Origin of the sequence: Pseudonocardia sp. Ae331_Ps2, assembly GCF_001932405.1 — a bacterium.
Taxonomy (GTDB): Bacteria; Actinomycetota; Actinomycetes; order Mycobacteriales; family Pseudonocardiaceae; genus Pseudonocardia.
Map to the genome: position 1 here is coordinate 1,381,980 of NZ_MCIM01000001.1, position 23,776 is coordinate 1,405,755.

The window sequence follows — 23,776 nt, forward strand, 5'->3', positions numbered from 1 at the left end:
CGTCCGGGCCGGGCCCGCCGTCGTGGGCCCGGGAGTGTCGGTGTCCCGTGCCACGATGCGCTCCATGACGGCGGCAGCGACCCACGGGGGCGGCCCCACCGGCCCGGACACGGACGAGCTGGTCGGCCGTGCGGAGGAGCTCTCCGGACTGCTCCGCGACCTCGACGCGGCCCGGGCCGGGCGGGCCCGCGCCGTGCTGCTCGCCGGGGAGGCGGGGATCGGAAAGTCCCGGCTCGCCGCCGCGCTCGGCCGGGCCGCCGCGGAGGCGGGCGTGCAGGTCGTCGTCGGGCGGTGCCTGGACGAGGGCGGCGCCGCACTCCCCTACCTGCCCTTCTCCGAGGTACTCGGCGCGCTGGACCGGGCGGGCACCGCGCTGCGGCCGGTGCTGCACGGGTTGCTGCCCGGTGCGGCGGAGGCACCCCGCCCCGCCGCGGGCGACGGGGACTCAGGGCGCCTGCAGGTGTTCGACGCGGTGGCCGGTGCCGTGCGCGACGCGGCCGCGGCGGCCCCGCTGCTCGTCGTACTGGAGGACCTGCACTGGGCGGACCGCTCCACCCGGGAGCTGCTCGCCTTCCTGCTCGCCCGGCTGGGCTCGCAGCGGCTGCTGGTGCTGGGCACCTACCGCTCCGACGACCTGCACCGCAGGCATCCGCTGCGCGCGTCGCTGGCGGAGCTCGTCCGACTGCCCGCCGTCCGTCGGGTCGAGCTCGGGCCGCTCGCGCCCGACGCCGTGCTGGCGCTGGTCCGGGCCCGGGCGGCCACCGGGGGCGTCGACGAGGCCACCCTGCGCCGGATCGCCGCCCGCAGCGAGGGCAACGCCTTCTACGCCGAGGAGCTCGTCGCGGCGGGGTCCGACGGGCTGCCGGGCGGACTGGCCGACGTGCTGCTGACCCGGCTGGACCGGCTCGGCCCACCGGCGCGGGAGGTGCTGCGGGTGGCCTCGCTGGCCGAGCGGAGCATCTCCCACGACCTGCTGCGCGACGCGTCCGGGCTCTCCGCGGCCGATCTGGATGCGGGCCTGCGGGAGGCGGTGTCGCACCACCTGCTCGTCGCGGATCCGGCGCCCGGCGCGGAGTCCTACGCCTTCCGGCACGCACTGCTCCGCGAGGCCGTGCACGACGACCTGCTCCCGGGCGAACGGGTACGGCTGCACTCCCGGCTCGCCGCGCTGCTCGCCCGCCGGGACGACGCCCCCGGGGTGGCCGCCGCGCTCGCCCGGCATTCGCTGGCCGCCCACGACCTGCCGCGGGCGCTCGCGGCGTCGGTACGAGCCGCCGAGGAGGCCCGCCGGCGGCACGGCCCGGCCGAGATGCTGGCCCACGCCGAGCGGGCACTGGAGCTGTGGTCCGCCGTCGAGGACCCCGAGCGGCTCACCGGGGTCACCGAGAGCGCGCTGACCCGGGAGGCGGCCTGGGCGGCGAGCGCCTCGGGCGACCCGGAACGGGGCACCACCCTCGGGGCCCGGGCGGTCCGGGTCGCCGACCTCGGCGGGGATCCGCGGGTCAGGGCCGAGGCGCGCCGGCACTACGCGATGCGGCTGCTCGACAGCGGGTCCCGGGTGGACGCGGCGGTGGCCGCGGCCACGGAGGCCGTCGAGCTGCACTCCGGGGGCCCGCCCGACACGGAGCTGGCCTGGTCGCACGCCGTGCTCGCGCGGGCGCACCTGAACGCCGACCACGCCGAGCCCGCCTGGTCGCACGCCCGCGCGTCGCTGGCGGTGGCCCGGGCGGTGCACGACACCGCGCCCCCCGCGGACGGGTCGGCCGGGTACCGCGACCTCAGCGCGGTCTGCGCGGACGCACTGATCACCCTGGCCTTCTGCGCCCGGCTGGAGGGGGACCCGCAGGCCGCCCGGGACCGGCTCGCCGGGGCTGCCTCGCTGGCCGCCGCCTCCGGGAACCAGGTCGTCGAGCTGCGGACCGTGTGGAACCGCGGGGTGTCGTTCGTCGAGGACGGCCTGCTCGACGCCGCCGCCGAGGAGTTCGCCGAGGGGGCCCGCCGGGCGGCCGCGTACGGGCTGCTCTGGGGCGGGTACGGCCTGGAGTTCCGGATCGCGCAGGTCCGCGTCGACGTGCAGCGCGGGGAGTGGGACGCCGCCGTCCGCACCGCGGCGGACGTCGACCCCACGCTGCCGCTGCGCGTCACCGGGATGCTGGCGGTGGCGGGCGCGGTGGTCGGTGTGGCCCGCGGAGACCTCGACGACGCCGAAGAGCTGCTCGCCGCGCTGGCCGCCGAGCCGCCGGCGCACGACCAGGCCGCGTTGTTGCAGGGCGTCGTCGGGGCCGAGTCGGCGCGCTGGCGCGGGGATCCCGCCCTGGCCGTGGACCGGGTCGCCGGCGCGCTCGGGGTGCTGCGGGCGGAGTACCCGCACCACCTCGGCGAGCTGGCGCTGTGTGCGCTGGGCGCGGCGGCCCGGGCCGACCTCGCGGAGGCGGCCCGTACAGCGGGCGACCCGGCGGGGGCCGACGCGCACGCCGGGGCGGCGACCGGGCTCGTCGACGAGGCGGCACGCACCGCCGAACGCGGCCTGCCCCGCGGCACCTCGGTCGGGCCGGAGGGCCGGGCGTGGCTGGCCCGGGCCAGCGCCGAGGCCGCCCGGGCCCGCGGCGACACGGCGCCGCAGGTCTGGGACCCCGTCGTGGAGACCTTCGCCGGGTACGGCGACCTCTACCGCGCCGCGGAGGCCCGGTGGCGGCGGGCCGAGGCCCTGCTCGGACGGGCGCACCGCGGTGGCCCCGGCACCGACGGCGAGGCCGACCGCCGCGCCGCCGCCGAGGACCTGGCGGTCGCCGCGTCCGAGGCCGACCGGCTCGGCGCCCGCCCGCTCGCCGAGGCCGTCGCCGCGCTGCGGGTGCGGGCCGGCGACGGTGGTCCCCGGCCCGGTCCGGCGGCCGGCGCCGGTGGTTCCCCGCTCACCCCGCGCGAGCACGCGGTGCTGGAGCTGGTCGCGCACGGGCTGACCAACCGGGCCGTCGGCGAGCGGCTGTTCATCTCCGAGAAGACCGTGAGCGTGCACCTGTCCCGGGCGATGGCGAAGCTCGGCGCCTCCGGCCGCGCCGAGGCGGTCGCGCTCGCACACTCCCGGGGTCTGCTCTCCCCACGGGAGTGAACCCGTGCCCACCGGCTGTCCCCTCCGGACCGGACCGGGCCCGTGCGGGCCGTGACGTGCGCCACCGGTCGTACCTAGGGTCGGTCGCACCGCACGTCACCGGCAGACCGATGGAGGTCGCATGGTCGCCCACGGGGTCGTCCCGCCGTCCCGGACCGGCAACGGAGCGGGGGTGACCGCATGATCGCCCGCTCGCCCGCCCCGGACCTGGACGTGCCCGCGCTGCCGGCCTCGGCGACGATCCGCGGCGCCGCCGAGCGGTTCGGCGACACCACGGTGCTGCACCAGGCCGGGCACGAGCTCTCGTTCCGCGGGCTGCTGGAGCGTGCCTCGGCGTTCGCGCACGCGCTGCACGCCGACGGGGTCGGCCGCGGCGACGTCGTCGCGCTGCACCTGCCGAACTGCCCGCAGTACGCGATCGCCTACTGGGGGACGCTGCTGGCCGGGGCCACCGTGACCCCGGCGAACCCGCTGCTCGCCCCGGACGACCTGGGGGCACAGCTCGCCGACGCGGGAGCCGTCGTCGTCCTCAGCTGGGAGGCGGCGCTGCCCGCGGCGCTCGCCGCACGGCCGGCGACCTCGCTGAAGCGCGTGCTCGTCACCGGCGCCCACGGGGACCCGGAGCAGCCGGGGCCGGAGGTGACCGGGCTCGGTGCGTACCTCGACGGCAGGCCGTCGACACCGCCGGGCACCGACCTGGAGGTGGACCCGGACCGCGACCTCGCCCACCTGGCCTACACCGGTGGCACCACCGGCCGGTCCAAGGGCGTGCGGGTCACCCACCGGCACGTGCTCACCAACGCCCTGCAGGCCGCCTGCTGGGGCACCGGCGCCCGGCCGGACGTGACCGCCACCGGGTACGGGCCCGGCGTCGTCCTGGCCCACCCCGGCCCCGTCTCGGAGTTCCCGACCCCGATCGGCACCGGACGGGCGATCGGCATCGCCCCCTGGTTCCACGCGATGGGGACGATCGGCGGGCTCAACGTCCCGCTGCTCACCGGGACGACGACCATCGTGCACGCCCGCTTCGACCCGCGCGCCTACCTGGCCGACGCCACCCGGTTCGCCGTCACCACGCTGTCCGGGGCGCCACCGGTGTACGCCGCGCTCCTCGCCCACCGCGAGACGGCCGGGGACCTGTCGTCGGTGCGGTCGCTGACCTCGGGCGCGGCGCCGTTGCCGGCCGAGATCATCCGGGCGCTGCGCGACTGGCTCGGCGAGGACCTCGTCATCTCCGAGGGCTACGGCCTGACCGAGGTGACGATGGCCGCCACCCTCGGCCCCGCCGCCCGTTCGGCGGACCGGCGACCGGGCACCGTCGGGCTGCCGGTCGCGGGCACCGAGATCCGCATCTCCGGACCGGACGGTGAGGAGCTCGACGCCGGGGCCGAGGGCGAGGTGTGGATCCGCGGGCCGCAGGTCACCGGCGGCTACCACCGGCGCCCGGCCGAGACCGCGGCCGCCTTCGACGGCGACGGGTGGCTGCACACCGGCGACGTCGGCGTCCTCGACGAGGACGGCTACCTGCGCATCGTGGACCGGCTCAAGGACATGCTGCTCCACAAGGGCTACAACGTGTACCCGCGCGACCTGGAGGAGCGGCTGCTGGCGCTGCCCGGCGTGACCGGTGCGGCCGTCGTCGGGCGCCCGGTCGGGGTCGACGGCGAGCACCCGGTCGCGTTCCTGACCACCGCGCCCGATGTCGACGAGGACACGGTCCGCGCCGGCGTCGACGGGCTGAACGAGCGTCTGCTGCCCTACCAACGTCTGCGGGAGGTGCACCTGGTCGGGGCGATCCCGGTCTCGGCGGCGGGCAAGGTGCTCAAGCGGGACCTCCGCGAGCAGCTGCCGACGCCGCCCCCGCGCGCAGCAAAGGAGTGATGCACAGCCACGCTACGTGAGTGAAAGACCGCTACACGGGTGGGCGTGTACCCCCAACGAGTGGAGTAGTCACTCCGACGGTTGGCGCAGGGGGTGACCGGATAACAGGGTGGTCGTACGACACGACAGACGGGTGGAAGCAGGAGCCGGCGGCGCGCACCGGGTCCCGAAGAACCCCGTATCGACTCCCCCGAGATCGTGGTGATCGTCATGTCCGCGCCAGCCGTCCGCATCCCCAGCCCGCGCCGCCCCCTGGGCGCTGTCCCCGCCACCCCGTCGGTCCCCGCACCGCGGGTCGGTGGGGCCGTGCCGACGGACCGGGTCGAGGGGCGGCACCGTCGTCGCGAGGACCACGTCGACCTGCCCGCGCCCCGCCGGGAGCGTCCGCGGTCGACCTCCCCGCAGGCACCGGGCGTCCCCGCACCGCGGCCGGCGTCGGCGGGGCGTGCGGGTGCGGCGCAGCAGCACCGAACCACGCAGCAGCAGCGCGCCACGCAGCAGTACCGCACCACTTCGGCTCCGGCTCAGCGTCCGGCCCCGGCTCCGGCCCCGCGTCCGGCCGGCACGCCCACGCTGCCCACGGGCAGTCCCGTCCCGGCACCCCGTACCGGCACTCCCGACCGGCCGCACGGCGTCGTCGCGGCTCAGGCCGCCGCCGGGGACGGACGCGCCGACGGGCCGTCACCCGTCGCCCGCACCCTGGACGTCCTGGGCCGGGTCGGCAGCATCACCACGATCGCGGCCATGCTGGTCCTGTCCGCCGCGCTGGCCGGGCTCGCCGACGACACCCCGCCGACCGGAGCCGCAGCCGAGGTCGCCGTGACGACCCTGCGCTGAGCAGGGGTCAGGCCGCGTCGGAGCGCGTCGCCCGCTCCGGCGGTACCGCCTTCATGACATGGTCCACCAGGTTCAGGACCATCCGGTTGCCGCCGAGACGGTATCCGAAGTCCTCCCAGCCGAGCAGCTCGCGCGAGATCAGCTCGCCGACCGGTCCGGGGTAGATCCGGGTCGCACGGAACGCGGCCGCGCGGATCCGCATCTTCTCGTGGTGATCCATGGGCTGCGGGTCGGTCATACCCTCACCTCCACGTCAGGGGGACTGGACGTGGCGCGTCCTCCACACTGAGTGGCTCGCCTGCCCTCCATGGTGACACCCCCACGCCCGAGCAGCAGACGACGTGCGCAGGATCTCAGGCCCCGCGTCACCGCGGTGTTCCTCCCCGGTCACGCCGACGTTGCACGGGCGATCACCCGACCGGCCGGGCCCCGGTGGCTACCGTGACCGCATGGCCGACCGCACCCGGGACCTGCTCTGGTCCGACGTCGACACCCTGTACCAGGCGATCCTCGCCCACCCGTTCGTCACCGGGCTGACCGACGGCTCGCTGCCGCACGAGACGTTCCGGCACTACATCGTCCAGGACGCGCACTACCTGCGCGGCTACGCCACGGCGCTCACCGTGTGCGCGGCGAAGGCCCCGAGCGACGACGACACCCTGATGTTCGCCGAGCACGCCGCCGGCGCCATCGCCGCCGAGCGCGAGCTGCACGCCGACCTGCTCGGCGCGCTCGGACTCACCGCGGAGCAGGCCCGCGAGATCCCGGTCGCCCCGGCCACCCGCGCCTACGTCAGCTACCTGCTCGCGACCGCGTACGGCGGGTCCTACGCCGAGGGCGTCGCCGCGGTGCTGCCCTGCTACTGGATCTACGGCCGGGTCGGCGAGCACCTGGTCGGCGCCGGCTCCCCGGACCCGGTCTACCAGCGCTGGATCGACATGTACGCGGGCGAGGAGTACCACGCAGTCGTCGAGGCCGTGCTGGACGCGACCGACCGGGTCGGCGCCGCCGCGTCGCCGACCGAGCTCGGTCGCATGCGTGAGCACTTCACGACGACCTCGCGCTACGAGTGGATGTTCTGGGACGGCGCGTACCGCCGCGAGACCTGGCCGGTCTGACCGCCTCAGCGGTCGTCGAACCGGTCCGGGATCACCAGGTGCAGGAAGAACGACACGATCCCGACGACGATCGCGCCCCAGAACGCCGCCCAGAAGCCGTCGACGGCGAACGGCAGGTTCAGCACGGACGACAGCCATCCCGTCAGCAGGAACATGAGCGCGTTCACCACGAGCGCGAACAGTCCCAGCGTGAGGAGGTAGAGCGGGCAGCCTAACGTCGCCACGATCGGCTTCACCACGGCGTTGACCAGGCCGAACACCAGGGCGACGCCGATCAGCGTGAGGATCGAGGTGGTGGTGCCCGCACTCTCCAGCCGGATGCCGCCGACCAGCACCGTCGCCACCCACAGCGAGGCGGCGACGACGAGCGTGCGGATGGTGAAGGTGAGAACGGGGCTCGGTGGGGTCATCGGTCGGTCACCGCCTGCTGGACCAGCGTCTGGAGCTGGGATCGGATCGGGTAGGTGCTGGAGGGGACGAGCTGGGTCATGAAGACGACCGCGATGTCGTCGACCGGGTCCACCCAGAACGCGGTGGAGGCAAGCCCGCCCCAGGCGAAGGTGCCCTCGTTGGCGAAGCCCTTCGTCGCCGGGCCGTCGATCACGGTGGAGAAGCCGAGGCCGAAGCCGACACCGGAGAACGCGGACTCGGAGAAGATGGGGCGCCCGACGGTGTCGAGGTCCCCGCCGCCGGGCAGGTGGTTGCGGGTGGCCCTGGCCAGCGTGCGCGGGCCGAGGATCCGGGCGCCGTCGAGCTCACCGCCGCGGGCGAGCATCCGGGCGAACCGCAGGTAGTCGCCGGTGGTGGACAGCAGTCCGCCGCCGCCGGAGAGGAAGGTGGGCTCGCGGGTCGCGGCCCGGGCGAGCACCTTGTTCTCGACCAGGCCGCCGCCGGGCCGGGCGTTGTAGAGCGTGGCGAGCCTGCCGGCCTGCGGGGAGTCCTCCGGCACCCAGAACGCGGTGTCGGTCATGCCGAGCGGCTCGGTGATCTCCTCGCGGAGGAACTCGTCGAGACGGCGCCCGGAGGCGACCTCGACGACCCGGCCGAGCACGTCGGTGGCCACCGAGTAGTTCCATTCGGTGCCCGGCTGGAACAGCAGCGGGAACGACGCGAACTGCTCGCTCGCGGTCGCGAGGTCCATCCCGGACGGTGCGCCGAACTCGAAGCCCTTGGCCCGGTACATCTCGTCGACGGGGTGGGCGTGGTGGAAGCCGTAGGTCAGGCCCGCGGTGTGGGTCAGCAGGTGGTGCACCCGCACCGGTCCGAGCGCGGCCACGGTGCCCGGGTTCTGCGCGGAGCCGCCGCTGTAGACGCGCTGCTCGGCGAACGCCGGGATGTAGCGCGACACCGGGTCGGTGAGCTCCAGCGCGCCACGCTCGGCCAGCATCAGCGTGGCGACCGAGGTGATCGGCTTGGTCATCGAGTAGATGCGCCACAGCGTGTCGTCGGTCACCGGGGCCGCGGAGTCGAGGTCGCGGACGCCGAGGTGGGTCAGGTGTGCGAGCCGGTCGTGGCGGGCGACGGCAATCGTCGCGCCGGCGAGGCGGCCGTCGTCGATGTAGCGGCGGAAGTGGCCGTCGATCCGGGCCAGCCGGGCGGGGTCGAGGCCGACCTCCGCCGGGTCGGCCTCGAGCGTGCCGAAGGTCGGGGAGGTCACGGTCACGACCCTACCCGCGAGCCGCGTCCACGGTTCTGACGATCCTGCTGCCCCGGCTCAGACCGGCACGATCTCGTAGCGGGCCAGGCGTTCGCCGCGCAGCGCGGTCGCCCGCAGCGCCGCCGCCAGTGCCCGCGACGCCCGCGGCAGCCGGGCCGCGACCTCGGCGGGTGGGGACGCCGCGTCGCAGGAGGCGGCCAGGCGCAGCCCCCACGGCTCCAGCTCGCGCGGGTCCTCGCAGGTCCAGTCGACCTCCAGCTCGCGCAGCGGGCCCGCGGCGAGCCGCCCGGCCGCGCCGCGGGACAGCAGGTCGGTGACGAGCTCGGCGCCCGGGAGCATCCGGGCGGCGGTGAACACGATCCGCTGCACGCCCTGCTCGGGCAGCAGCGTCAGCACCCGGTCGGAGACGACCAGGTGCGGGCCGGGCAGGTCGCGGGCCAGCTCCAGCCAGTCCTCGTCGAGCGCGGACCCGGCCACCAGGTGCGCCGGGCCCGCCAGCAGCTCGCGGCGCAGCTCGGCCACCCCGGGCAGCTCGACATCGACCCAGTGCGCCGGGCCCTCGTCGCCGAGTCGTCCCGCGCGGTCGCCCAGCCCCGGCCCCAGTTCGACCACGGTGCCGCCCGGGTGCCGGCGCGCGAACTCGCGCACCCACTCGTCGAACACGGCGACCCGCAGCAACGTGGACAGCGTGTCGGCCCGTCCGGGCGCCGAGCCCAGGTCCAGGTCCTCGGCGACGACGGCGGCGGCGTGGCCCCCGACCACCGGATGGCGGCGACGGGCATCGCGGGCCCTGGCGTGTGCCGCGGGCAGCGACGTCGCCTCGAGCGCGTGCAACCGCGGACGGCGTCGTTGCGTCACGGTGTCCTTCCCCCCTCCAGCGGGCCTCCGCGTGGCGTCGGCGCTGGTCGCGCGAACGTACTAGTTGCCCGGCGGGGTGCCCGAGCCGGGAGGCGTCGGGCGGTGGGTGGCTCGCGGTCGGAGGCCCGTGGACGGTCCTGCCACCGGGGCGCGGCCGCGGGGTCGCGGACCTCCATGATGGGGCCGTGTCCCCCGCCCTCCTCACCTCCGCCGCGCACGGCGACGCCGAGGTCCTGCGCCTGCTCGAGCGTCGGCGCGACGCCGGGCTTCGCCCCGGTGGGCACGCCGACGGGGCGCGGGTCGCGCTGGTCGTCGGCGGGGGCGGGATGCGCGGCTCCTACGCGGCCGGGATGGTGCACGCACTGTCCGACCTCGGGCTCGCCGCCGGCGTCGACGAGGTGTGGGGCAGCTCGGCCGGGGCGTTCGTCGGGACGGCGCTGGTCATGGGGCACGGCGCCGAGGTGTCCCGGGTGTTCGTCCGGGACATGGCGTGCCGCGAGTTCATCGACCCGCGCCGGTTCGGCAGCCGCCGCCCGATGGTGTCGCTGGACCACCTGTTCGACCGGATCCTCGTCGACTCCCTGCCCACCGACTGGTCACGGCTGGTCGACCCGCCGGTCCCGCTGAACGTGGTGGTCACCGGGGCCGTGGACCTGCGCCCGCGGGTGCTGACCGCGCTGCCCGACGGCGCCACGTGGAAGGCCGCCATGCGGGCGACGGCGGCGATCCCGCTGTTGGCGGGCCCCCCGGTACGGGTCGGCTCGGGCGAGGACGCCGAGGACTTCGTCGACGGCTCGGTCGGTGACCCGCTCCCGGTGGCCCGAGCCCTGCGCGACGGCGCCACGCACGTCCTGGCCCTGCTCACGCGCACCGCCGACGACCTCACCGGCACTCCACCGGATGCCCGTACCCCACTGTGGGCCCGCTCGCTGGACCGGCTCGCACCGGGCCTGGGGCGGATGGCGCAGGACGCTGCCCGGCACGGCGAGTGCCTGCCGCTGCTCGCCGACGCCGCCCACCCGGACCGGTCCGGGGCGCACCTGTTGACGCTGAGCCCGCACTCCTCCGCCGGCGTCCACGGCCTGTCCACCGACCCCGGGCGGGTCGCCGCCGCGGCCCGGATCGGCTACGAGACGGTGCTGTCCGCGACGGCACCCGCCGCCGCGGCCTGAGCCCCGTCCCGACGTGCGTCGATGACTTCGGCGCTCCCGGGCGGTCGGAGCCGGTGTGGGCACCGTGCCCCGCACCGGAACGGGGGTGGCCCGTGCACGACGACACGCCGTCGCGGACATGGACCCGCACCGTCGTGCTCGCCCCCGGTGAGGTCCGCCCGCACGTCGAGGACGAGTGGCGGGGCGCCGTCGTCGTGGTCGACGCCGGGCGGATCGAGCTGTGCTGCGCCGCGGGCGGGAGCCGGACCTTCGGCGCCGGTTCGGTGCTGTGGTTCACCGGGCTGAGCCTGGTCCGGATCCGCAACCCCGGCCCGGACGAGGCGGTGTTCCGCGGCATCACCCGCGGGCCGCCCTGACCCGCCGGTTCCCTCCGCTCAGCCGGCCGCGTCGAGCGCCCGCTGCCAGATCCCGTTGCGGGTGGCGACGAGCCCGAGCTCGCGCGGGTCGGTCACGCACACGCCGCGGGGGCGGTGGGTGTCCCACAGCGCCGCGTCGTCGAAGACGGCTCCGCAGCCACCGAACCTGCGGCAGCAGTGCGCCCGGTCCGGCCCCACCCACTCGGTCCCGCAACAGGACATCCGCATGATCCGCACGGCGGGCAGGCTACGGGGCACCCCCGACAGTTCCGGTGGGCGGCGGGACCGGGTCGGTGGCGAGCAGGTCGTACCAGACCCCGTCGTCGACGATCTCGTTCTCCGTGCCGTGCACCCCGTCGGCCCGCGGGCGGCCCCACAGCCGGAACCCGGCGCGCTCGGCGACGCGGCGGCTGGCCGTGTTGTCCGCCGCGGCGCCGAGCTGCAGCCGGTGCCGGCCCATCCCGCCGTCGGCGACCGGGGTGAACGCGTGCCGCACGCCGCGCCGGACCGCCGCGGACACCGCGCCGCGGCCGCGGGCGTCGGGGTGGCCGCGGTAGCCGACCTCGCCACCGGTCGGGGAGTAGGGCCGGTCGGTGCCGAACACCGAGAGAGTGCCGAGGTAGCGGTCGTCGTCCGGGTCGGCGATCACCCAGCCGACGCCGGCGCCCAGGGAGCGCTCCAGCGGGTGGTCGCGCAGCCAGCGGCGGGCGTCGTCGTCGGTGTAGGGCACCGGCAGTGTGGCGCTCCACCAGCGGGCGACGGGGTCGTTGCACGCCTCGACGTGCCGGGCGAGGTCGGCCTCGGTGGGCGGTCGGAGCCGGACGCCGTCGCCGTCGAGCACCGGGTGCGGCCACCACGTCGTCGCGGGGGGACGGTCGGCGACGGGTGTGCCGGGCAGCAGGACGGCGGTCCAGGCGTCGACCAGGCCGCCCTCGGCGGGCAGGGCCAGGGTCCGGACACCTTCGAAGCGGAACCCGCAGGCGTGCGCCACCCGCCAGGACGCGACGTGCCCGGCACGGCAGTCCCAGTGCAGCGCGGCGAACCCGGCGACGTCGAAGCCCCAGTCGGCGGCCAGCCGCAGCGCGCGGCTCGCGAACCCCCGTCCGCGCGCCCAGGGTGCGAGCAGGTAGCCGACCGACGGCACCGGGTCGCGACGCAGGTCGATCGAGCCCGCGTAGCGAGGGCGGCCGTCGCACCCGGACTCTACCGCCCACACGTACTGCCGGCCGGCGGCCCACTCCCGCCGGGTGAGGTCGATCCACTCCCGGGCCCGGCGTTCCGTGGTGGTCGGGGCGAGCGAGGTCCAGTGCTGCACGACGGGATCGCGGTACACCTCGAGCATCCCGGGGAGGTCGGCGTCGGTGTGCGCGCGCAGGGTCACGACCCCGTCGGTCAGTACGGGAGGGACGGTCACCGCGTCACCGTCACCGGCCACGCCCGGTCGGTGCAACCGGGTTCTCCTACGATCGACGGTGTCCGCAGGGGGCGGGCGAGGGGGAGGTGTCATGACCGCGCTCACGGAGCGACTGGTCGACCGCAGGCTCGGCTTCGGTGCCGACGAGCCGTACGTGCGCGAGCGTGACCTGCGGGTCCCGCTCTCCGACGGTGTCGTCCTGCTCGCCGACCTGTACCGGGCGCCCGGCCCGCTGCGGCCGCGTCCGACGGTCCTGATGCGCACCCCGTACGGCCGCGACGGCCTCGGGTCGATCATCGGTTCGCTGCTGGCCCGCCGCGGGTTCCAGGTGCTGGTCCAGTCCACCCGGGGCACCTTCGGCTCGGGCGGGCAGTTCCGCCCGTTCCTGCACGAGAGCTCCGACGGTCTCGACACGCTCGCCTGGGTGCGCGGACAGGACTGGTGCGACGGCCGCGTCTCGATGGTGGGCCCCAGCTACGTCGGACACACCCAGTGGGCGGTCGCCCCCTACGCCGACCCGGGTCTGTGCTCGATGAACGCCGACATCACTGCGTCGGAGTTCACCAGCACCTTCTACCCCGGCGGCGCGCCCGGCCTGCTGAACCTCGCGACCTGGGTGAACCAGATCGGCCGCCAGGAGCGCATCGGCGCGGTCACCGGCTTCCTCGCGACGCCGGTGTTCAGCCGTCGCAAGCGGCGTGCGGTGACCTCCCAGCCGCTGCAGGCCGCGGACGTCGCGCTGACCGGGGCGCCGGTGGTGTTCTGGCGGGACTTCGTCGAGCACGCCGAGCAGCCGCGCGAGTTCTGGGCGCCCGCCGAGCACGACGGTTTCGACGCCGCCGCGATGCCGCCGGTCTGCATGGTGACCGGCTGGTGGGACCTGTTCCTGGACCGTCAGCTGGTGGACTTCACCGCGCTGCAGCGGGGCGGGGCGACGGCGCGGATCACGATCGGCCCCTGGTCCCACGGCGACCGCGGATCGCTGTCGACCATCGCCCACGAGATGGTCCACTGGCTGGGCGTGCACCTGCACGGCGGCGAGCACGACGGCCGCGCCCCGGTCCGGGTGTACGTGCAGCACGCCGACCGCTGGACCGACCTGCCGTGCTGGCCACCACCGGAGGCCCGCCCGACCGAGTGGTACCTCGACGCCGGTGGCGGGCTGGGCCCGGACCGACCGGCCGGGACCACTCCGCCGTCACGGTTCGTCTACGACCCGGCCGACCCGACGCCGACGGTCGGGGGCCCGATGCTCCAGCCGCCGTCCAAGCAGCTGGACAACCGCACCGTCGAGGCCCGCGACGACGTGCGCGTCTGGACCGGCCCGCCGCTGGAGTCCGACCTGGACCTGCTCGGTCCGGTGTCGGCCGTGGTCTACGTGCGGACCGGGACGGGGATCGGCGACGTGTTCGTACGGCTGTGCGACGTCGGCCCCGACGGGGCCTCGATGAACATCACCGACGCGATGCACCGGCTGGTGCCCGACCGCGAGGCAACCGCACCGGACGGCACGACGGTCGTCCGGATGACGTTGAGCCCGACCGGGTACCGCGTGCGGGCCGGGCACCGGCTCCGGGTACAGGTCGCCGGCGCGGCGTTCCCGCGCTTCGCCCGCAACCCGGGAACCGGTGAGCGGACGGCCACCGCGGTCGACGGGGAACGGATCTCCTACGAGATCCTGCACGATTCCGAGCACCCGTCGCACGTGGTGTTGCCGCACCACCCCTGACGTCCCCCGTCCGCATTTCCGGCTCCCCCGGAAATGCGGACATCCCCCGCTCCGGTCGGAAGAGCAGGGGATGTCCGAGAAGTGCAGGGTCACAGGTGACGGGACGACGGTCCCGTCACCTGTACCCGGTGGTGCAGGAGCACTCAGTCCTGGACGTTGGTCTGGGACTCGCCCTGCGAGCAGTCGCTGAAGCCCGGGGCGTCCTCGCCGTTGGTGGCCTGGCCACCGAGGATGCCCAGGACGCTGGCGGCGACGTCGGCGCTGTTCAGCGTGCAGGAGAGCACGTTGGCGTTGTTCAGGGCGTTGACGTCACCGACGTTGATCAGGCCGGACTGGACGCTGTTGCGGTCCTTCTCCAGGTTGTTGATCTGGTCGGCGTTGATGCGGTCGCCGCCGTGGCCGTGCCCGTGGCCCTTGTCCCAGCCGCCGTCACCCGCGAAGGCGAGCGGGGAGATGGCGAGCAGACCAGCGGTGACGCCGGCGGTCAGGATTCCAGCCTTCTTCAGCACAGTTATTTCTCCGTTGTGTACGGGGTCCGATGTCGGACCGGCGTGTTCGGCGTGGGTTCGGGAGCCCCGCCGATGCACAGAACGCTATCCGGTCCATCCCCGATCCAACGAACTTTCTACCACTATCGGATGAGAGGCATTACCGACCGCGAGGTTATTGCTCTCTTCCGGCAGCCGAGGGTCCGCGGGGATGTCGCTTCCGGACGCCCGTTGCGACGCTTCGTCACCACAGTGGACCCGAATGGACGCGCATCCTTTTGCTGCAACACGCTCCGTGACACGTCGTCCGCTCGACCGTGTCGATGCGTCACCCCGTCGATATCGAAAGAGTCGCTCCGGACACGCCATCGCAGCCGTCCCCGGATGGGTTGTTCACCCGTCACCCCATCGATGACGAGGCCACGAGCAGCGTGGGGGCTGTTCTGCCTGCAATCCGGGGGGGCGGGCGCCTCCGTCGCGCTCGCGCTGAGCCGTGGCCACCGGTTCTTCCGGCTGGTCTCGGAGCGCCGGCGCGGTCGCCGGGCTCCGGCGACTGCACACCGCCCTGGTGGGGACGCGCGTCGCCGACCTGCGCGGTCATCGTGGCGCCCGATGGTGTGGGGCACCTCGTGTCGCAGAAGGACCCCGCCGCAGTGTCCGCGGCGCTGCATGCCCGGCTCACGCGTCCGACCGCACGCCCTGTCGCTGACGCTGTCACCGCAGCAGCGACCGTGGGCCCCAGATCGAGCGTCACTTGTTAGTATCGTTTAGTGGTGACGGAAGCACGTGGGCCGAGCTGGGACCCATCGCACTCGGCTCCCATCGAGCTCGAGCCGGTTCGACGACTGGCGAACACGCTGGATCTGTACCGGCACAGGGAGCATCTCGCGACGGCGAGCACCGCGACGGCAGCGCTCGGCCAGGGCTGGCCGGGGCGAGGCGGGGTCGCGGACGAGGACCTGCCGCTCCTTCGCGACCTTCGCTCTGCCTGCCGGAACGTCCTCACCCACCAGCCGACGGACTCCTACGTCTTCCCGATGGCCGTCTCCGTTTCCGGCACGTCCATCGACGCATCTTCTGACCGTGCGCCGATCGAGCAGTACTCGACTCGGATTCTGCTGAGTTTGTCCTCAGCTCTGGCGGACAGTCGCATTCGCAGGTTGAAGTTGTGCGCGAACGACGCCTGCGGATGGGCGTTCTGGGATCGGTCCCGACCCGGGACAGGCAAGTGGTGCTCCATGCAGGTGTGCGGCGGCCAGAACAAGGCCCGCGAGTATCGGAAGCGGAAGCGCACAGCCTCATGAGGCCCACCCGGTGTCATCCTGCGCTGGGCGCAGCGTTGGTGGTGGCATCGTGTTCGGCGGTACAGCTTTCTGCCGCGCTCACCGCTCCGCTCGTGGGCCAGCTGGGGTCCGCGGCGGTCGCCGGTTGGCGGCAGGCAATGGGCGCTTTCGTGCTGCTCCTCGTCGTTCGACCGGCGCTACGTGGACGGACGGTGCGGGAATGGACCTGGATCGCGGTCTTCGGCGTCTCCATGGCCACCATGAACGTCGCGTTCTACTCCGCTGTGGCGGTGCTGCCGCTCGGAGTTGCGGCCACGCTGCTCTACCTCGGACCGTTCGCGGTCGCCTGCGCCGGGTTCCGCCGCGGACCGGCCTTGGTCCTTCCGGTGATCGCCTTGACCGGCGTCGTACTCATCAGCCGGCCAGGAACCGTCGACAGCGCCGGCGGCGTAGTCGTGGGGCTCACTGCCGGCGCCGCGCTCGCCGTCTACACCCTCGCGAGCCGCGCTGTGGGGCAACGGGGCGGAGTGGACCTCTTGGCTCTCAGCGTCGCGGCATCGGCGGTGGTGTTGACACCGTTCTCGGTTGCTTCCGCACCGTCCCTGAACGGCCCGGGCCTCGCGATCCTCGTGACAACGGGAGCGGTGGGTGTCGCAGGGGCGTTCTGGCTGGACTTCCGAGCTCTACAACTCATCGGAAGCCGTGCGGTCAGCGTTCTGTTCTCCCTCGACCCGGCCATCGGAGCGGTCACCGGGGCGATCCTGCTGAGCCAGCATCTGGACTCGTTGACCGTGGCAGGCCTGGCCGCCGTCGTCGCATCGGGCGCAGTTGCCGCGGCGACAAGTAGCGCCGGCAGCGGCGAACACTCCGAGAGGGGCGCAACTACGGGACAGGGACGTCAGCCCCCAGGGCAATGACCCTGCTGTTCGCCCCACCACGGATCCTGTGCTGGGGCGATGTAGCCGACCGCAGTTCGCGTCGTGGGCCGGGCACAGCGTGGATGTCCCGCTGCAGGTCTACGGCCGAGTGCATCGCCGGTCAGGACGACGCTCTTCGCCGCCGGGTCGAGCAGGCTCTCCGAGACGGCCGTTCATGATCGCGTCCGTGATGCGTCCGTGAACACCCATAGAAGCCCGGCGACAGCCGGACGGACCCAGACACGAAAGAGACCCCCGGTTCCGGCGTCTCCGCTGTTCGGGGGGTCTCTTTCACCTGCTGTGGCTGGTCCAGGATTCGGACCTGGGAAGGCTACGCCGACGGATTTGCAGAGAGCTGCGATACCGGCCCTGACCTGCGGCGCAAGTGCGGACCACTCGTCCGTGGCCGCGTATCGTCCGTGATCCGCACCGCGGGGGTTGTGCCCGCTCCTCCCCCGTCCCCCTCGTACAGGCCGATCTCCTCGTCGTGGTGACGAGGCAAGGGTGGCGCAGCCATCGCGTAGCGACGCCGCAGGCGCCCTCGCGGCCGGCACCGCGGCGTGGACCATCAACCGGCCGAGGGGGATCCAGCCTTCCATTCCATCGCTAGATCTAGCTAACATCGCCGGATGGCGATGGATTGTTGCCCTGGTGTCAGCCCCGCGGTGGCTCTGTTCCGTTCGCTGGCCGATCCCGCCCGGCTGGCCATCGTGCTCCGGCTCAGCCAGGGCGAGGCGCGTGTCGTCGATCTGACCCATCACCTGGGCCTAGCCCAGTCGACGGTGTCGAAGCACCTGGCGTGCCTGCGCGACTGCCGCCTCATCGACTCCCGTGCTGAAGGACGCCAGTCCTACTACCGGCTCGTGCGCCCGGAGCTGATCGATCTCCTGCGCAGCGCCGAGACCCTGCTGGCCGAGACCGGCAACGCGGTGGCACTGTGCCGGAACTACGGCACCGCGGATTCCGCCGAGGACATTGCGTCGTGACCTTGTCGCTCTCCGCCGACCGCCGCGCGGTTCTCACGCGCCGCATCCGCCTGCTCGTCGCGATCACCATCACCTACAACGTCGTCGAGGCCGTGATTGCCATCGCCGCGGGTCACACCGCCTCCTCGATCGCGCTGATCGGGTTCGGGCTGGACTCCATCATCGAGGTCAGCTCCGCAGCGGCGGTCGCCTGGCAGTTCGCCGGCCGCGACCCGGCCCGCCGGGAACACATCGCCCTGCGGGTCATCGCGTGCTCGTTCTTCGCCCTCGCCGCCTACGTGACCGTCGAGGCACTACGAGGTCTGTTCGGAGACACGGAGGCCGACCGGTCGACGGTGGGCATCGTGCTGGTCGCGGTCAGCGTCGCGATCATGCCGTTCCTTTCCTGGGCCCAACGCCGCGCCGGGCGCGAACTCGGCTCGGCGAGCGCTGTCGCCGATTCCAAGCAGACGCTGCTGTGCACCTACCTATCGGCCGCGGTGCTGGTCGGGCTCGTGCTCAACGCCGCCCGTGGCTGGTGGTGGGCGGATCCGGTCGCAGCTCTCGTGCTTGCCGTCCTGGCTGTGCGCGAGGGCCTGAACGCGTGGCGAGGCGAGGGCTGCTGCGCCCCGCAGCTCGGGACTGCCAGGGACACGGACGCGTGTTCGGCTGACTGCGGCCGCTGACGATCGCCTCGTCGATCTGGCCCGCCTGGTCGACGTGGGGCCGGGTAGCCGAGCCACGGCGCCGCGAACGGGCCGGAGGTGTAGTGAGCGAGCGACGGGGCCGGCGTGGCCGGCCCCACGCCTCCGGAGGCGGCGCCTTGACGAGCACGGCACGACTCCCGACGGGCGGCTGTTCCGCGGCGCCCGAGGCGGACCGCTGTCCGAGAAGCCTCTACGGACGGCTCTGGGCCCAGGCACGCGCCGCCGCGCTCACCGTCGACGAAGCGGCGTCACCGCTGGCTCGCCGCCCCTACGACCTCCGGCACGCCGCTGCCTCCACGTGGCTCAACAGCGGTGTCCCGGCTCCGCAGGTAGCGGCGTGGCGGGCCACAGTGTCGACGTCCTGCTCCGGGGCTACGCCAAGTGCATCGTCGGTCAGGAGGACATCGCCCGCCGCCGCATCGAGGACGCTCTCCCTGAAGACCGACCACGATCGCGACCGCGAACACCCGTAGACCGTGGGTCGAAGCCGGACACACCCGGACAACGAAAGAGACCCCCGGTTCCGGCGTTTCCGCTGGTCGGGGGTCTCTTTCACCTGCTGTGGCTGGTCCAGGATTCGAACCTGGGAAGGCTACGCCGACGGATTTACAGCCAGCCGTCGATCAAAGTTCCGTATCGCGTCTGACCTGCTGAAACAGGAGGGGGCGAACGTCGGAAGTGGCGGTGTGGCCCACGGACGGCCCACAGGCCCATGGGTCAGCCCCCGTCTAACCGCTCGGCGACCCGCCGCCGCGCCTCGATCTCGCCGCCGTCGAGACACTTCGCGTAGACCCGCAGGAGGACACTCACGGTGTGGCCTGCCCACTCCGCGACCCGGGTGGGATCGCCGGTCGCGTTCAGCCACGTCGAGACCGCCGCGTGCCGCAGGTCGTACGGCCGCAGCGCCAGAGGCGAGGTGAGGACTTGCTCGGTGAACGTCGCAGTCCGAGCACGCTCCCAGGCTCGGCCGTAGACACTGCTGGACAGCGGGGCCTCACTCCGCATCGCGCGGAACAGTCGGCCGTCCGCGGTAGTGCCGTAGCGGGCGATGTGGGCCCGCAGCAGCTCGACGAGGGCCGGGGAACACGGGACGATGCGCCCCTCACCCACCCCCCGGTGTTTCAGCTCGCGCTCCTCGCCGACGGTGCCGTGATCGGTCCACTCCGCCGCGACTTCCGGCGCCGCACGCGTCAGTGCAATCTCGCCCCATCCGTCAGATGGCAGTGTCAGGTTTTGCGCTCGGAGATTGATGACCTCTTCTGGACGAAGGGCGGCGTAATACATGGCTGCAAAAAACGCGTGCAGTCGCGGCGAGTCTTCCTTGACTGCACGAAGAAGGGTTCGCGCCTGGACAGGATTCACCACGCTCCGTTGGTCAACCTCGCGCAGCGATACCTTGTTGCGCTTGATCTTCATGTCCCCGATCGGATTCGTCGCGAGCAACCCCCGCTCGACAGCGTAGTCCATGGCATTTCGCAAGGTGGTTCGCCGGAGGCGGATCGTATTTTTGGCGCACCGATCACCAGCAGCAGTGCGCTCGATATCGGAGAGGATCTGCCGGAGCTTCGCTGGCTTCATGATTTCCGCGACGGAAGGAGAGGACCGCTCCATCCATCGAATCACCCCCTCGATCCCCTCGGGGATGACCTGCTGCCGCATCGTCGAGTTGAAGGAGACGCGAAGAGCAGCTCCCATGAGGGACCTCTCAGGCTCACCGCGGCGGCCCTTAAAAACTACTCGCGATATGGCGATGAGGTTATCCGCGGTGCTCTTCCGACTCTTCGGCGCGCTATCGCCCCACTTCATGTCCGCGTAGCACCGCGCGAACTCGATCCAACTCATGGTCATCGACTCTCGCAATGCTGCCGACGGCAAGCCCTGCTCAACGTCGAAGGCCTGCCCTTGACGAGCAGCCGTGAGGAGTTCCGATCGAAAGCTATCGGCCTGGGCTCGAAGCTTGAAGGATCGCTGAAACCGGCCACCCGGTTCAAGCATCCAGCGCACCACGTATCGGGTCGGCCGTCGCCTTCCTGCCTCTTGCTTGTATCGGACTTGAATCTCCCAGATGCGGACGTCGTAGGTGGTGGTCATCAGGCGGTCGCCTCTTCCAGGGTGTCGAGCCAGGTCTCGAAGTCGGTGCGGCGGATGCGGATTTCGCCGTTGGGGAGTTTGATGCAGCGGGGTGCGCGGCCTTTAGCGCGCCAGTCGTAGAAGGTGGATCGGGAGATGTCGAGTTCGGCGCAAAGGTCGGCGACGGTGAGACGGGCGGCGGACCGGGTCATGGGGGTTCCCTCCGGGGTGAGTGACAGCACGGCGCGGGTGTCACTCGAACTGTCACTCATGTTTCCGCAGGTCAACGCGGGTCGAGTGACACAGTGACAGAGGTGAGGCCCCGCCGCGGTCACGCGGCTGTCACCCGGACCGGGTGGGCGCGTCACTGGTGTTCTCCCTGGTCGTCGGGGGTTGAGTGACGAAGTGACAGCAGTGAGCCTTTGCCAACCTGGCTGGGACGGGGTGGGTGGATGTCCTCCGAGGCCGCCCGCTGGCCCGCCTGTTCCCTGTCGATGCAGGTCACCCCGGTGACTCCGCCAGCCTCCGATGTCGCGTCTCAAGCTTCTGACCAGGGCCAACGTCAGGTTGGCAAAGGCTCAGTGACAGTGGTTCGACGGCGGGTGCGTCACCGCTGTCACCGCTGTCACTCGTTGCTGCGGTGGCGGTGTCGCCGGGCCAGTACTGCCCGGCGGGGTTGCGTCGGAGTTGTCCGTCGGCCTCCATGCGTCGGCAGTTCTGGCGCACGGTCCCGGCGTCGAGGTTGAGCGCGGCGGCGATGTCCTTGGGCTTGGTGCCGGGGTAGTCGCGTAGGTAGCGGATGATCAACGAGCGGGTGTCACGCATCTGGAAGTCCGACGCTTTCCCGTCGAGCAGTGACCACGCCCCCGCGCCCGGGTCGAACGCCAGCGGGTAATCCGTTTCGTCGACGTCACGGCCAGTGACGTGCAGAACCCCATCGGCCTGAGCGCGGGCGCGTTCCAGAACGAGCACCGCATCCGCAGCACCGGCCAACCCGTTGGTGCCCGACACCGTGGCCAGGAAGTCCTCTGCGGCGGCTTTACGGACGTGGTGGACCAGCACGACGGCGACGCCGTAGTGATCGGCGACCCGTTTGATCCGGGTCATCGCCGTGTAGTCGGCATCGTAGGCGGCGACCCCGGGGGCGGGGGTGCCGCGAACTTTGACGAAGACGTCGATGACAACCATGCGGGCATCGGGGTGGGCGTCGAGCCATTGCGAGATCTGCTCAGTGCCCCCGGCGGGCATCGGTTCGCAGGCAATCGACAGGGTCAGCCCGGCCGGTGCAGGCCGCCCGCCCAACGCGATTTCCATACGGGACTTCAACCGGCGCGGGGTGTCTTCCAGGGCGAGGTAGAGCACGGAGCCCTGTTCGGCAGGAATCCGCCCGAACGCCGGACGCCCGGCGGCGATATCGAGCGCGAGACCCAGGCTCATCCAGGACTTGCCGACCTTCGGGGGCCCGGCGAGCAGGGTCACGCCCTCACAGATCACCCCGGGCACCGCCCACCGCGGCGTGGGGAAGTCCATGGCCATCAGTTCCTCCGCTGTCCAGGCCGTGCGCCGCGGCGCCGGGGCCTCCGTCAAGTTCGGTCCGCCCCGCCTGCCCCCGCCCTGCGGGCCGCTCAACGGGCCCTGTGTGGGCGTGTGCGGGGCGTTCCCGATCGGGGTGGGGTGAGGGGCTGGGGTGGGTGGGGGGTTCATGCGGCGTCCTCGATCCGTCGGGGTCGCTTCGCCCCGGCCCGCAGACCGGACGCGATCGTCTTGTCCGCCTGCGCCGCGCTGTAGGCGCCGAGGGCGACGTGCCCGGCACACGCGCTGCGCAGCACCTGCCAGGCCTCGCCCTCGGGTAGAGCTCCACCGGCGACGAGCTGTCCGAGGGCGACCGCGGCGACGTAGAGGCAGGCGTTGCGCTGGGACTTGGGTGCCCCGGTCACCCGTGCTGTTTCAGCCCGTAGTGCAACGTCGAGGTAGCGGTCCCGGCGCCCGGCACCGGTCCGGATCGGACCCGCTGAAACAGCCGGGGGCGGGGGCGGGGCGAGCCGGTCGGCCAGCCAACCGGGCAGCGCGGCAGCCTGCGCATGGTCGTCGGCGGCGCGGTAGACCCCGCTCGGGGTGGCGGACCCGGCGGCGACGACGTAGCCGCCACCGGCCCGGGTGTCGACCTTCCACCCGAGCCCACGCCCGGTCTCGCCAGCGGTGTTGCGCAGCCCGAGCCCGGCCGGGACGCGGAAATACAGGTGCCGCCCGCCCGACGGGGTCGCCACCTCATAGGTCGCCGGGAGCACGCACCCGGCGTCGGCGAGCAGAACGGCCAGGACCCCTGCGCCGCCGACAACCCCGCGTGCGGCCCACCGCGGCGGCGGCACCTCGCCCGGCTCGGCGGTGTCGAGATCGAGCACCACCAGCCCGGCCGGGCCGGTCGCGACACCGACGTTGAACACCCCCGCCGACCACGCCGCGCGGATCCGGTCCGGGTCGGTCGTCGCCCGCTGCTCCCACCCACAGTGCCCGGCCACGCACGGCCCGATCCTCTGGCACGTGCTGTGCCCGTGCAGCGCCGGGCGCTTGGTACCCGCCCGCAACGGGAACACCGGCCAACCCCGCCCAGCCAACCCGAGCGCGACCCGGCACAGCTCCTCCCCCGCCGCGCTCACCGCAAGCCCCCCTCGACAACGGCCCGCTCGGCGGCGGCTCGTTCGGCGGCGTGGGCGTCCCAGTGGCACTGCGGGCACCACATGCCCTGCGGTCCCAGCGTCCAGAACTCGGTGGCGTCGGCGTGCAGGATCGCCGCGGCCCGGCTGGGGAGGTGCAGCGTGTTGTCGTCCTCGTCGACGTGAGGCTGACCGCAGCCCACACAGGCCACGGTGAGGCAGGTGTACTCGGTGAACCCCGACAACGCCTCCAGCCAGCCGGAGGCCAACGTGGTGACGGCGACCCGGTCCACTCGGCCGACGTCGCTCGGGTTTCGGTGACTGTGTGTAGACATGAGGGCTCCTGTTTTTCGACATGACGGGGTCGCGGCACCGGCCTGGTGGGCGTGGTGTCGGGTGATGGAGCTGGGGTGAGGTCGGTGGGTGAGGTGGCGGTGGGCGGGTTAGGTTCTTCACTCCCGCCCGGTTGTGGCTCTCTGACGTGCTGACCTGCGTCGAGTGATCGAGTGAGCCGGGTTAACCGGGCCCGCCCGGCGGGCTGGAAGCGCCGTGTAGCGGGGC

The 23,776-nt window shown here is 73.2% G+C and carries 23 protein-coding genes; 11 read left to right on the top strand and 12 right to left on the bottom strand.

Annotation, left to right across the window (positions count from 1 at the left end; translation table 11 throughout):
- Positions 1–64: 64 nt before the first annotated feature.
- The 3 genes from Ae331Ps2_RS06545 (at position 65) to Ae331Ps2_RS06555 (ending at position 5,827) form a co-directional block, all read left to right on the top strand.
- Positions 65–3,109 (top strand): LuxR family transcriptional regulator, encoded by a 3,045-nt coding sequence (locus tag Ae331Ps2_RS06545; protein WP_075310100.1) that lies wholly within the window; start codon positions 65–67, stop codon positions 3,107–3,109.
- A 180-nt stretch (positions 3,110–3,289) separates the two neighbouring features.
- Positions 3,290–4,990: a class I adenylate-forming enzyme family protein gene (locus tag Ae331Ps2_RS06550; protein WP_075310098.1), complete on the top strand. Its 1,701-nt coding sequence runs from the start codon at positions 3,290–3,292 to the stop codon at positions 4,988–4,990.
- A 210-nt stretch (positions 4,991–5,200) separates the two neighbouring features.
- Complete coding sequence (locus tag Ae331Ps2_RS06555) at positions 5,201–5,827, top strand: hypothetical protein (protein WP_139318921.1); 627 nt, start codon at positions 5,201–5,203, stop codon at positions 5,825–5,827.
- Between the two features lie 7 nt (positions 5,828–5,834).
- Here the strand turns inward: Ae331Ps2_RS06555 and Ae331Ps2_RS06560 are convergent, their stop codons facing one another.
- Positions 5,835–6,065 carry a hypothetical protein gene (locus Ae331Ps2_RS06560; RefSeq protein WP_020623463.1) on the bottom strand — a complete coding sequence of 77 codons (231 nt, stop codon included), beginning with the start codon at positions 6,063–6,065 and terminating at the stop codon, positions 5,835–5,837.
- A gap of 211 nt (positions 6,066–6,276) precedes the next feature.
- Here Ae331Ps2_RS06560 and tenA point away from each other — a divergent pair, with 211 nt between their 5' ends.
- Positions 6,277–6,945 carry a thiaminase II gene (gene tenA / locus Ae331Ps2_RS06565; RefSeq protein WP_075310094.1) on the top strand — a complete coding sequence of 223 codons (669 nt, stop codon included), beginning with the start codon at positions 6,277–6,279 and terminating at the stop codon, positions 6,943–6,945.
- A gap of 5 nt (positions 6,946–6,950) precedes the next feature.
- Here the strand turns inward: tenA and Ae331Ps2_RS06570 are convergent, their stop codons facing one another.
- From Ae331Ps2_RS06570 to Ae331Ps2_RS06580, 3 genes are read right to left on the bottom strand one after another with little or no spacing between them, the layout of a single operon-like run.
- The gene (locus Ae331Ps2_RS06570) at positions 6,951–7,355 is read right to left on the bottom strand and encodes a phage holin family protein (protein WP_075310092.1); all 405 of its coding nucleotides are present in this window, start codon (positions 7,353–7,355) and stop codon (positions 6,951–6,953) included.
- Complete coding sequence (locus tag Ae331Ps2_RS06575) at positions 7,352–8,608, bottom strand: serine hydrolase (protein ID WP_075310090.1); 1,257 nt, start codon at positions 8,606–8,608, stop codon at positions 7,352–7,354. The genes Ae331Ps2_RS06570 and Ae331Ps2_RS06575 overlap by 4 nt, the downstream gene beginning before the upstream one ends.
- 51 nt (positions 8,609–8,659) lie before the next feature.
- A complete protein-coding gene (locus tag Ae331Ps2_RS06580) occupies positions 8,660–9,460 on the bottom strand; it encodes a class I SAM-dependent methyltransferase (protein WP_139318920.1) in 801 nt (266 codons plus the stop codon).
- 185 nt (positions 9,461–9,645) lie between these two features.
- On the opposite strand from Ae331Ps2_RS06580, the gene Ae331Ps2_RS06585 reads away from it, so the two are divergent.
- Complete coding sequence (locus Ae331Ps2_RS06585) at positions 9,646–10,632, top strand: patatin-like phospholipase family protein (protein ID WP_075310086.1); 987 nt, start codon at positions 9,646–9,648, stop codon at positions 10,630–10,632.
- A 92-nt stretch (positions 10,633–10,724) separates the two neighbouring features.
- Positions 10,725–10,988, top strand: coding sequence for a hypothetical protein (locus Ae331Ps2_RS06590; RefSeq protein WP_075310084.1), 264 nt, complete (start codon positions 10,725–10,727; stop codon positions 10,986–10,988).
- 18 nt (positions 10,989–11,006) lie between these two features.
- Here Ae331Ps2_RS06590 and Ae331Ps2_RS06595 read toward each other — a convergent pair whose 3' ends face one another.
- Positions 11,007–11,216, bottom strand: coding sequence for a hypothetical protein (locus tag Ae331Ps2_RS06595; protein WP_226358927.1), 210 nt, complete (start codon positions 11,214–11,216; stop codon positions 11,007–11,009).
- A gap of 19 nt (positions 11,217–11,235) precedes the next feature.
- Entirely contained in the window at positions 11,236–12,402 is a 1,167-nt protein-coding gene (locus tag Ae331Ps2_RS06600; protein ID WP_170918308.1) for a GNAT family N-acetyltransferase, read from the bottom strand.
- 91 nt (positions 12,403–12,493) lie between these two features.
- Here Ae331Ps2_RS06600 and Ae331Ps2_RS06605 point away from each other — a divergent pair, with 91 nt between their 5' ends.
- Positions 12,494–14,131 carry a CocE/NonD family hydrolase gene (locus Ae331Ps2_RS06605; protein ID WP_075310080.1) on the top strand — a complete coding sequence of 546 codons (1,638 nt, stop codon included), beginning with the start codon at positions 12,494–12,496 and terminating at the stop codon, positions 14,129–14,131.
- Between the two features lie 143 nt (positions 14,132–14,274).
- Here Ae331Ps2_RS06605 and Ae331Ps2_RS06610 read toward each other — a convergent pair whose 3' ends face one another.
- On the bottom strand, positions 14,275–14,640 hold the full coding sequence (locus Ae331Ps2_RS06610; RefSeq protein ID WP_020624854.1) for a hypothetical protein: 366 nt from the start codon (positions 14,638–14,640) through the stop codon (positions 14,275–14,277).
- Between the two features lie 1,016 nt (positions 14,641–15,656).
- Here Ae331Ps2_RS06610 and Ae331Ps2_RS34165 point away from each other — a divergent pair.
- The 4 genes from Ae331Ps2_RS34165 to Ae331Ps2_RS06630 all read left to right on the top strand — a co-directional run bounded on the left by Ae331Ps2_RS34165 (position 15,657) and on the right by Ae331Ps2_RS06630 (position 18,470).
- Positions 15,657–15,923 carry a CGNR zinc finger domain-containing protein gene (locus Ae331Ps2_RS34165; protein ID WP_226358928.1) on the top strand — a complete coding sequence of 89 codons (267 nt, stop codon included), beginning with the start codon at positions 15,657–15,659 and terminating at the stop codon, positions 15,921–15,923.
- Positions 15,924–16,072: 149 nt separating this feature from the next.
- The gene (locus Ae331Ps2_RS06620) at positions 16,073–16,819 is read left to right on the top strand and encodes a DMT family transporter (protein WP_170917008.1); all 747 of its coding nucleotides are present in this window, start codon (positions 16,073–16,075) and stop codon (positions 16,817–16,819) included.
- Positions 16,820–17,448: 629 nt separating this feature from the next.
- Positions 17,449–17,805: a metalloregulator ArsR/SmtB family transcription factor gene (locus tag Ae331Ps2_RS06625; RefSeq protein WP_075310072.1), complete on the top strand. Its 357-nt coding sequence runs from the start codon at positions 17,449–17,451 to the stop codon at positions 17,803–17,805.
- Entirely contained in the window at positions 17,802–18,470 is a 669-nt protein-coding gene (locus Ae331Ps2_RS06630) for a cation transporter (protein ID WP_075310070.1), read from the top strand. Before Ae331Ps2_RS06625 ends, Ae331Ps2_RS06630 begins: the two co-directional genes overlap by 4 nt.
- Before the next feature lie 738 nt (positions 18,471–19,208).
- Here the strand turns inward: Ae331Ps2_RS06630 and Ae331Ps2_RS06635 are convergent.
- The 5 genes from Ae331Ps2_RS06635 to Ae331Ps2_RS33070 all read right to left on the bottom strand — a co-directional run bounded on the left by Ae331Ps2_RS06635 (position 19,209) and on the right by Ae331Ps2_RS33070 (position 23,508).
- Positions 19,209–20,582 (bottom strand): tyrosine-type recombinase/integrase, encoded by a 1,374-nt coding sequence (locus Ae331Ps2_RS06635; RefSeq protein WP_075310068.1) that lies wholly within the window; start codon positions 20,580–20,582, stop codon positions 19,209–19,211.
- Positions 20,582–20,773, bottom strand: a complete 192-nt coding sequence (locus tag Ae331Ps2_RS06640; RefSeq protein ID WP_075312772.1) for an AlpA family transcriptional regulator — start codon at positions 20,771–20,773, stop codon at positions 20,582–20,584. The genes Ae331Ps2_RS06635 and Ae331Ps2_RS06640 overlap by 1 nt, the downstream gene beginning before the upstream one ends.
- 289 nt (positions 20,774–21,062) lie before the next feature.
- Positions 21,063–22,265 (bottom strand): AAA family ATPase, encoded by a 1,203-nt coding sequence (locus Ae331Ps2_RS06645; RefSeq protein WP_083695294.1) that lies wholly within the window; start codon positions 22,263–22,265, stop codon positions 21,063–21,065.
- Positions 22,262–23,218 (bottom strand): bifunctional DNA primase/polymerase, encoded by a 957-nt coding sequence (locus Ae331Ps2_RS06650; protein ID WP_371336328.1) that lies wholly within the window; start codon positions 23,216–23,218, stop codon positions 22,262–22,264. Before Ae331Ps2_RS06650 ends, Ae331Ps2_RS06645 begins: the two co-directional genes overlap by 4 nt.
- Positions 23,215–23,508, bottom strand: a complete 294-nt coding sequence (locus Ae331Ps2_RS33070) for a hypothetical protein (RefSeq protein WP_075310482.1) — start codon at positions 23,506–23,508, stop codon at positions 23,215–23,217. The genes Ae331Ps2_RS06650 and Ae331Ps2_RS33070 overlap by 4 nt, the downstream gene beginning before the upstream one ends.
- Positions 23,509–23,776 lie beyond the last annotated feature (268 nt).

Bases quoted from the DNA above. Each gene is read 5' to 3' on its own strand.
- Ae331Ps2_RS06545 (WP_075310100.1), top strand. From the start codon at position 65: ATGACGGCGGCAGCGACCCACGGGGGCGGCCCCACCGGCCCGGACACG.
- Ae331Ps2_RS06550 (WP_075310098.1), top strand. From the start codon at position 3,290: ATGATCGCCCGCTCGCCCGCCCCGGACCTGGACGTGCCCGCGCTGCCG.
- Ae331Ps2_RS06555 (WP_139318921.1), top strand. From the start codon at position 5,201: ATGTCCGCGCCAGCCGTCCGCATCCCCAGCCCGCGCCGCCCCCTGGGC.
- Ae331Ps2_RS06560 (WP_020623463.1), bottom strand. From the start codon at position 6,065: ATGACCGACCCGCAGCCCATGGATCACCACGAGAAGATGCGGATCCGC.
- tenA (WP_075310094.1), top strand. From the start codon at position 6,277: ATGGCCGACCGCACCCGGGACCTGCTCTGGTCCGACGTCGACACCCTG.
- Ae331Ps2_RS06570 (WP_075310092.1), bottom strand. From the start codon at position 7,355: ATGACCCCACCGAGCCCCGTTCTCACCTTCACCATCCGCACGCTCGTC.
- Ae331Ps2_RS06595 (WP_226358927.1), bottom strand. From the start codon at position 11,216: ATGCGGATGTCCTGTTGCGGGACCGAGTGGGTGGGGCCGGACCGGGCG.
- Ae331Ps2_RS06605 (WP_075310080.1), top strand. From the start codon at position 12,494: ATGACCGCGCTCACGGAGCGACTGGTCGACCGCAGGCTCGGCTTCGGT.
- Ae331Ps2_RS34165 (WP_226358928.1), top strand. From the start codon at position 15,657: ATGGCCGTCTCCGTTTCCGGCACGTCCATCGACGCATCTTCTGACCGT.
- Ae331Ps2_RS06625 (WP_075310072.1), top strand. From the start codon at position 17,449: ATGGCGATGGATTGTTGCCCTGGTGTCAGCCCCGCGGTGGCTCTGTTC.
- Ae331Ps2_RS06635 (WP_075310068.1), bottom strand. From the start codon at position 20,582: ATGACCACCACCTACGACGTCCGCATCTGGGAGATTCAAGTCCGATAC.
- Ae331Ps2_RS06640 (WP_075312772.1), bottom strand. From the start codon at position 20,773: ATGACCCGGTCCGCCGCCCGTCTCACCGTCGCCGACCTTTGCGCCGAA.
- Ae331Ps2_RS06645 (WP_083695294.1), bottom strand. From the start codon at position 22,265: ATGAACCCCCCACCCACCCCAGCCCCTCACCCCACCCCGATCGGGAAC.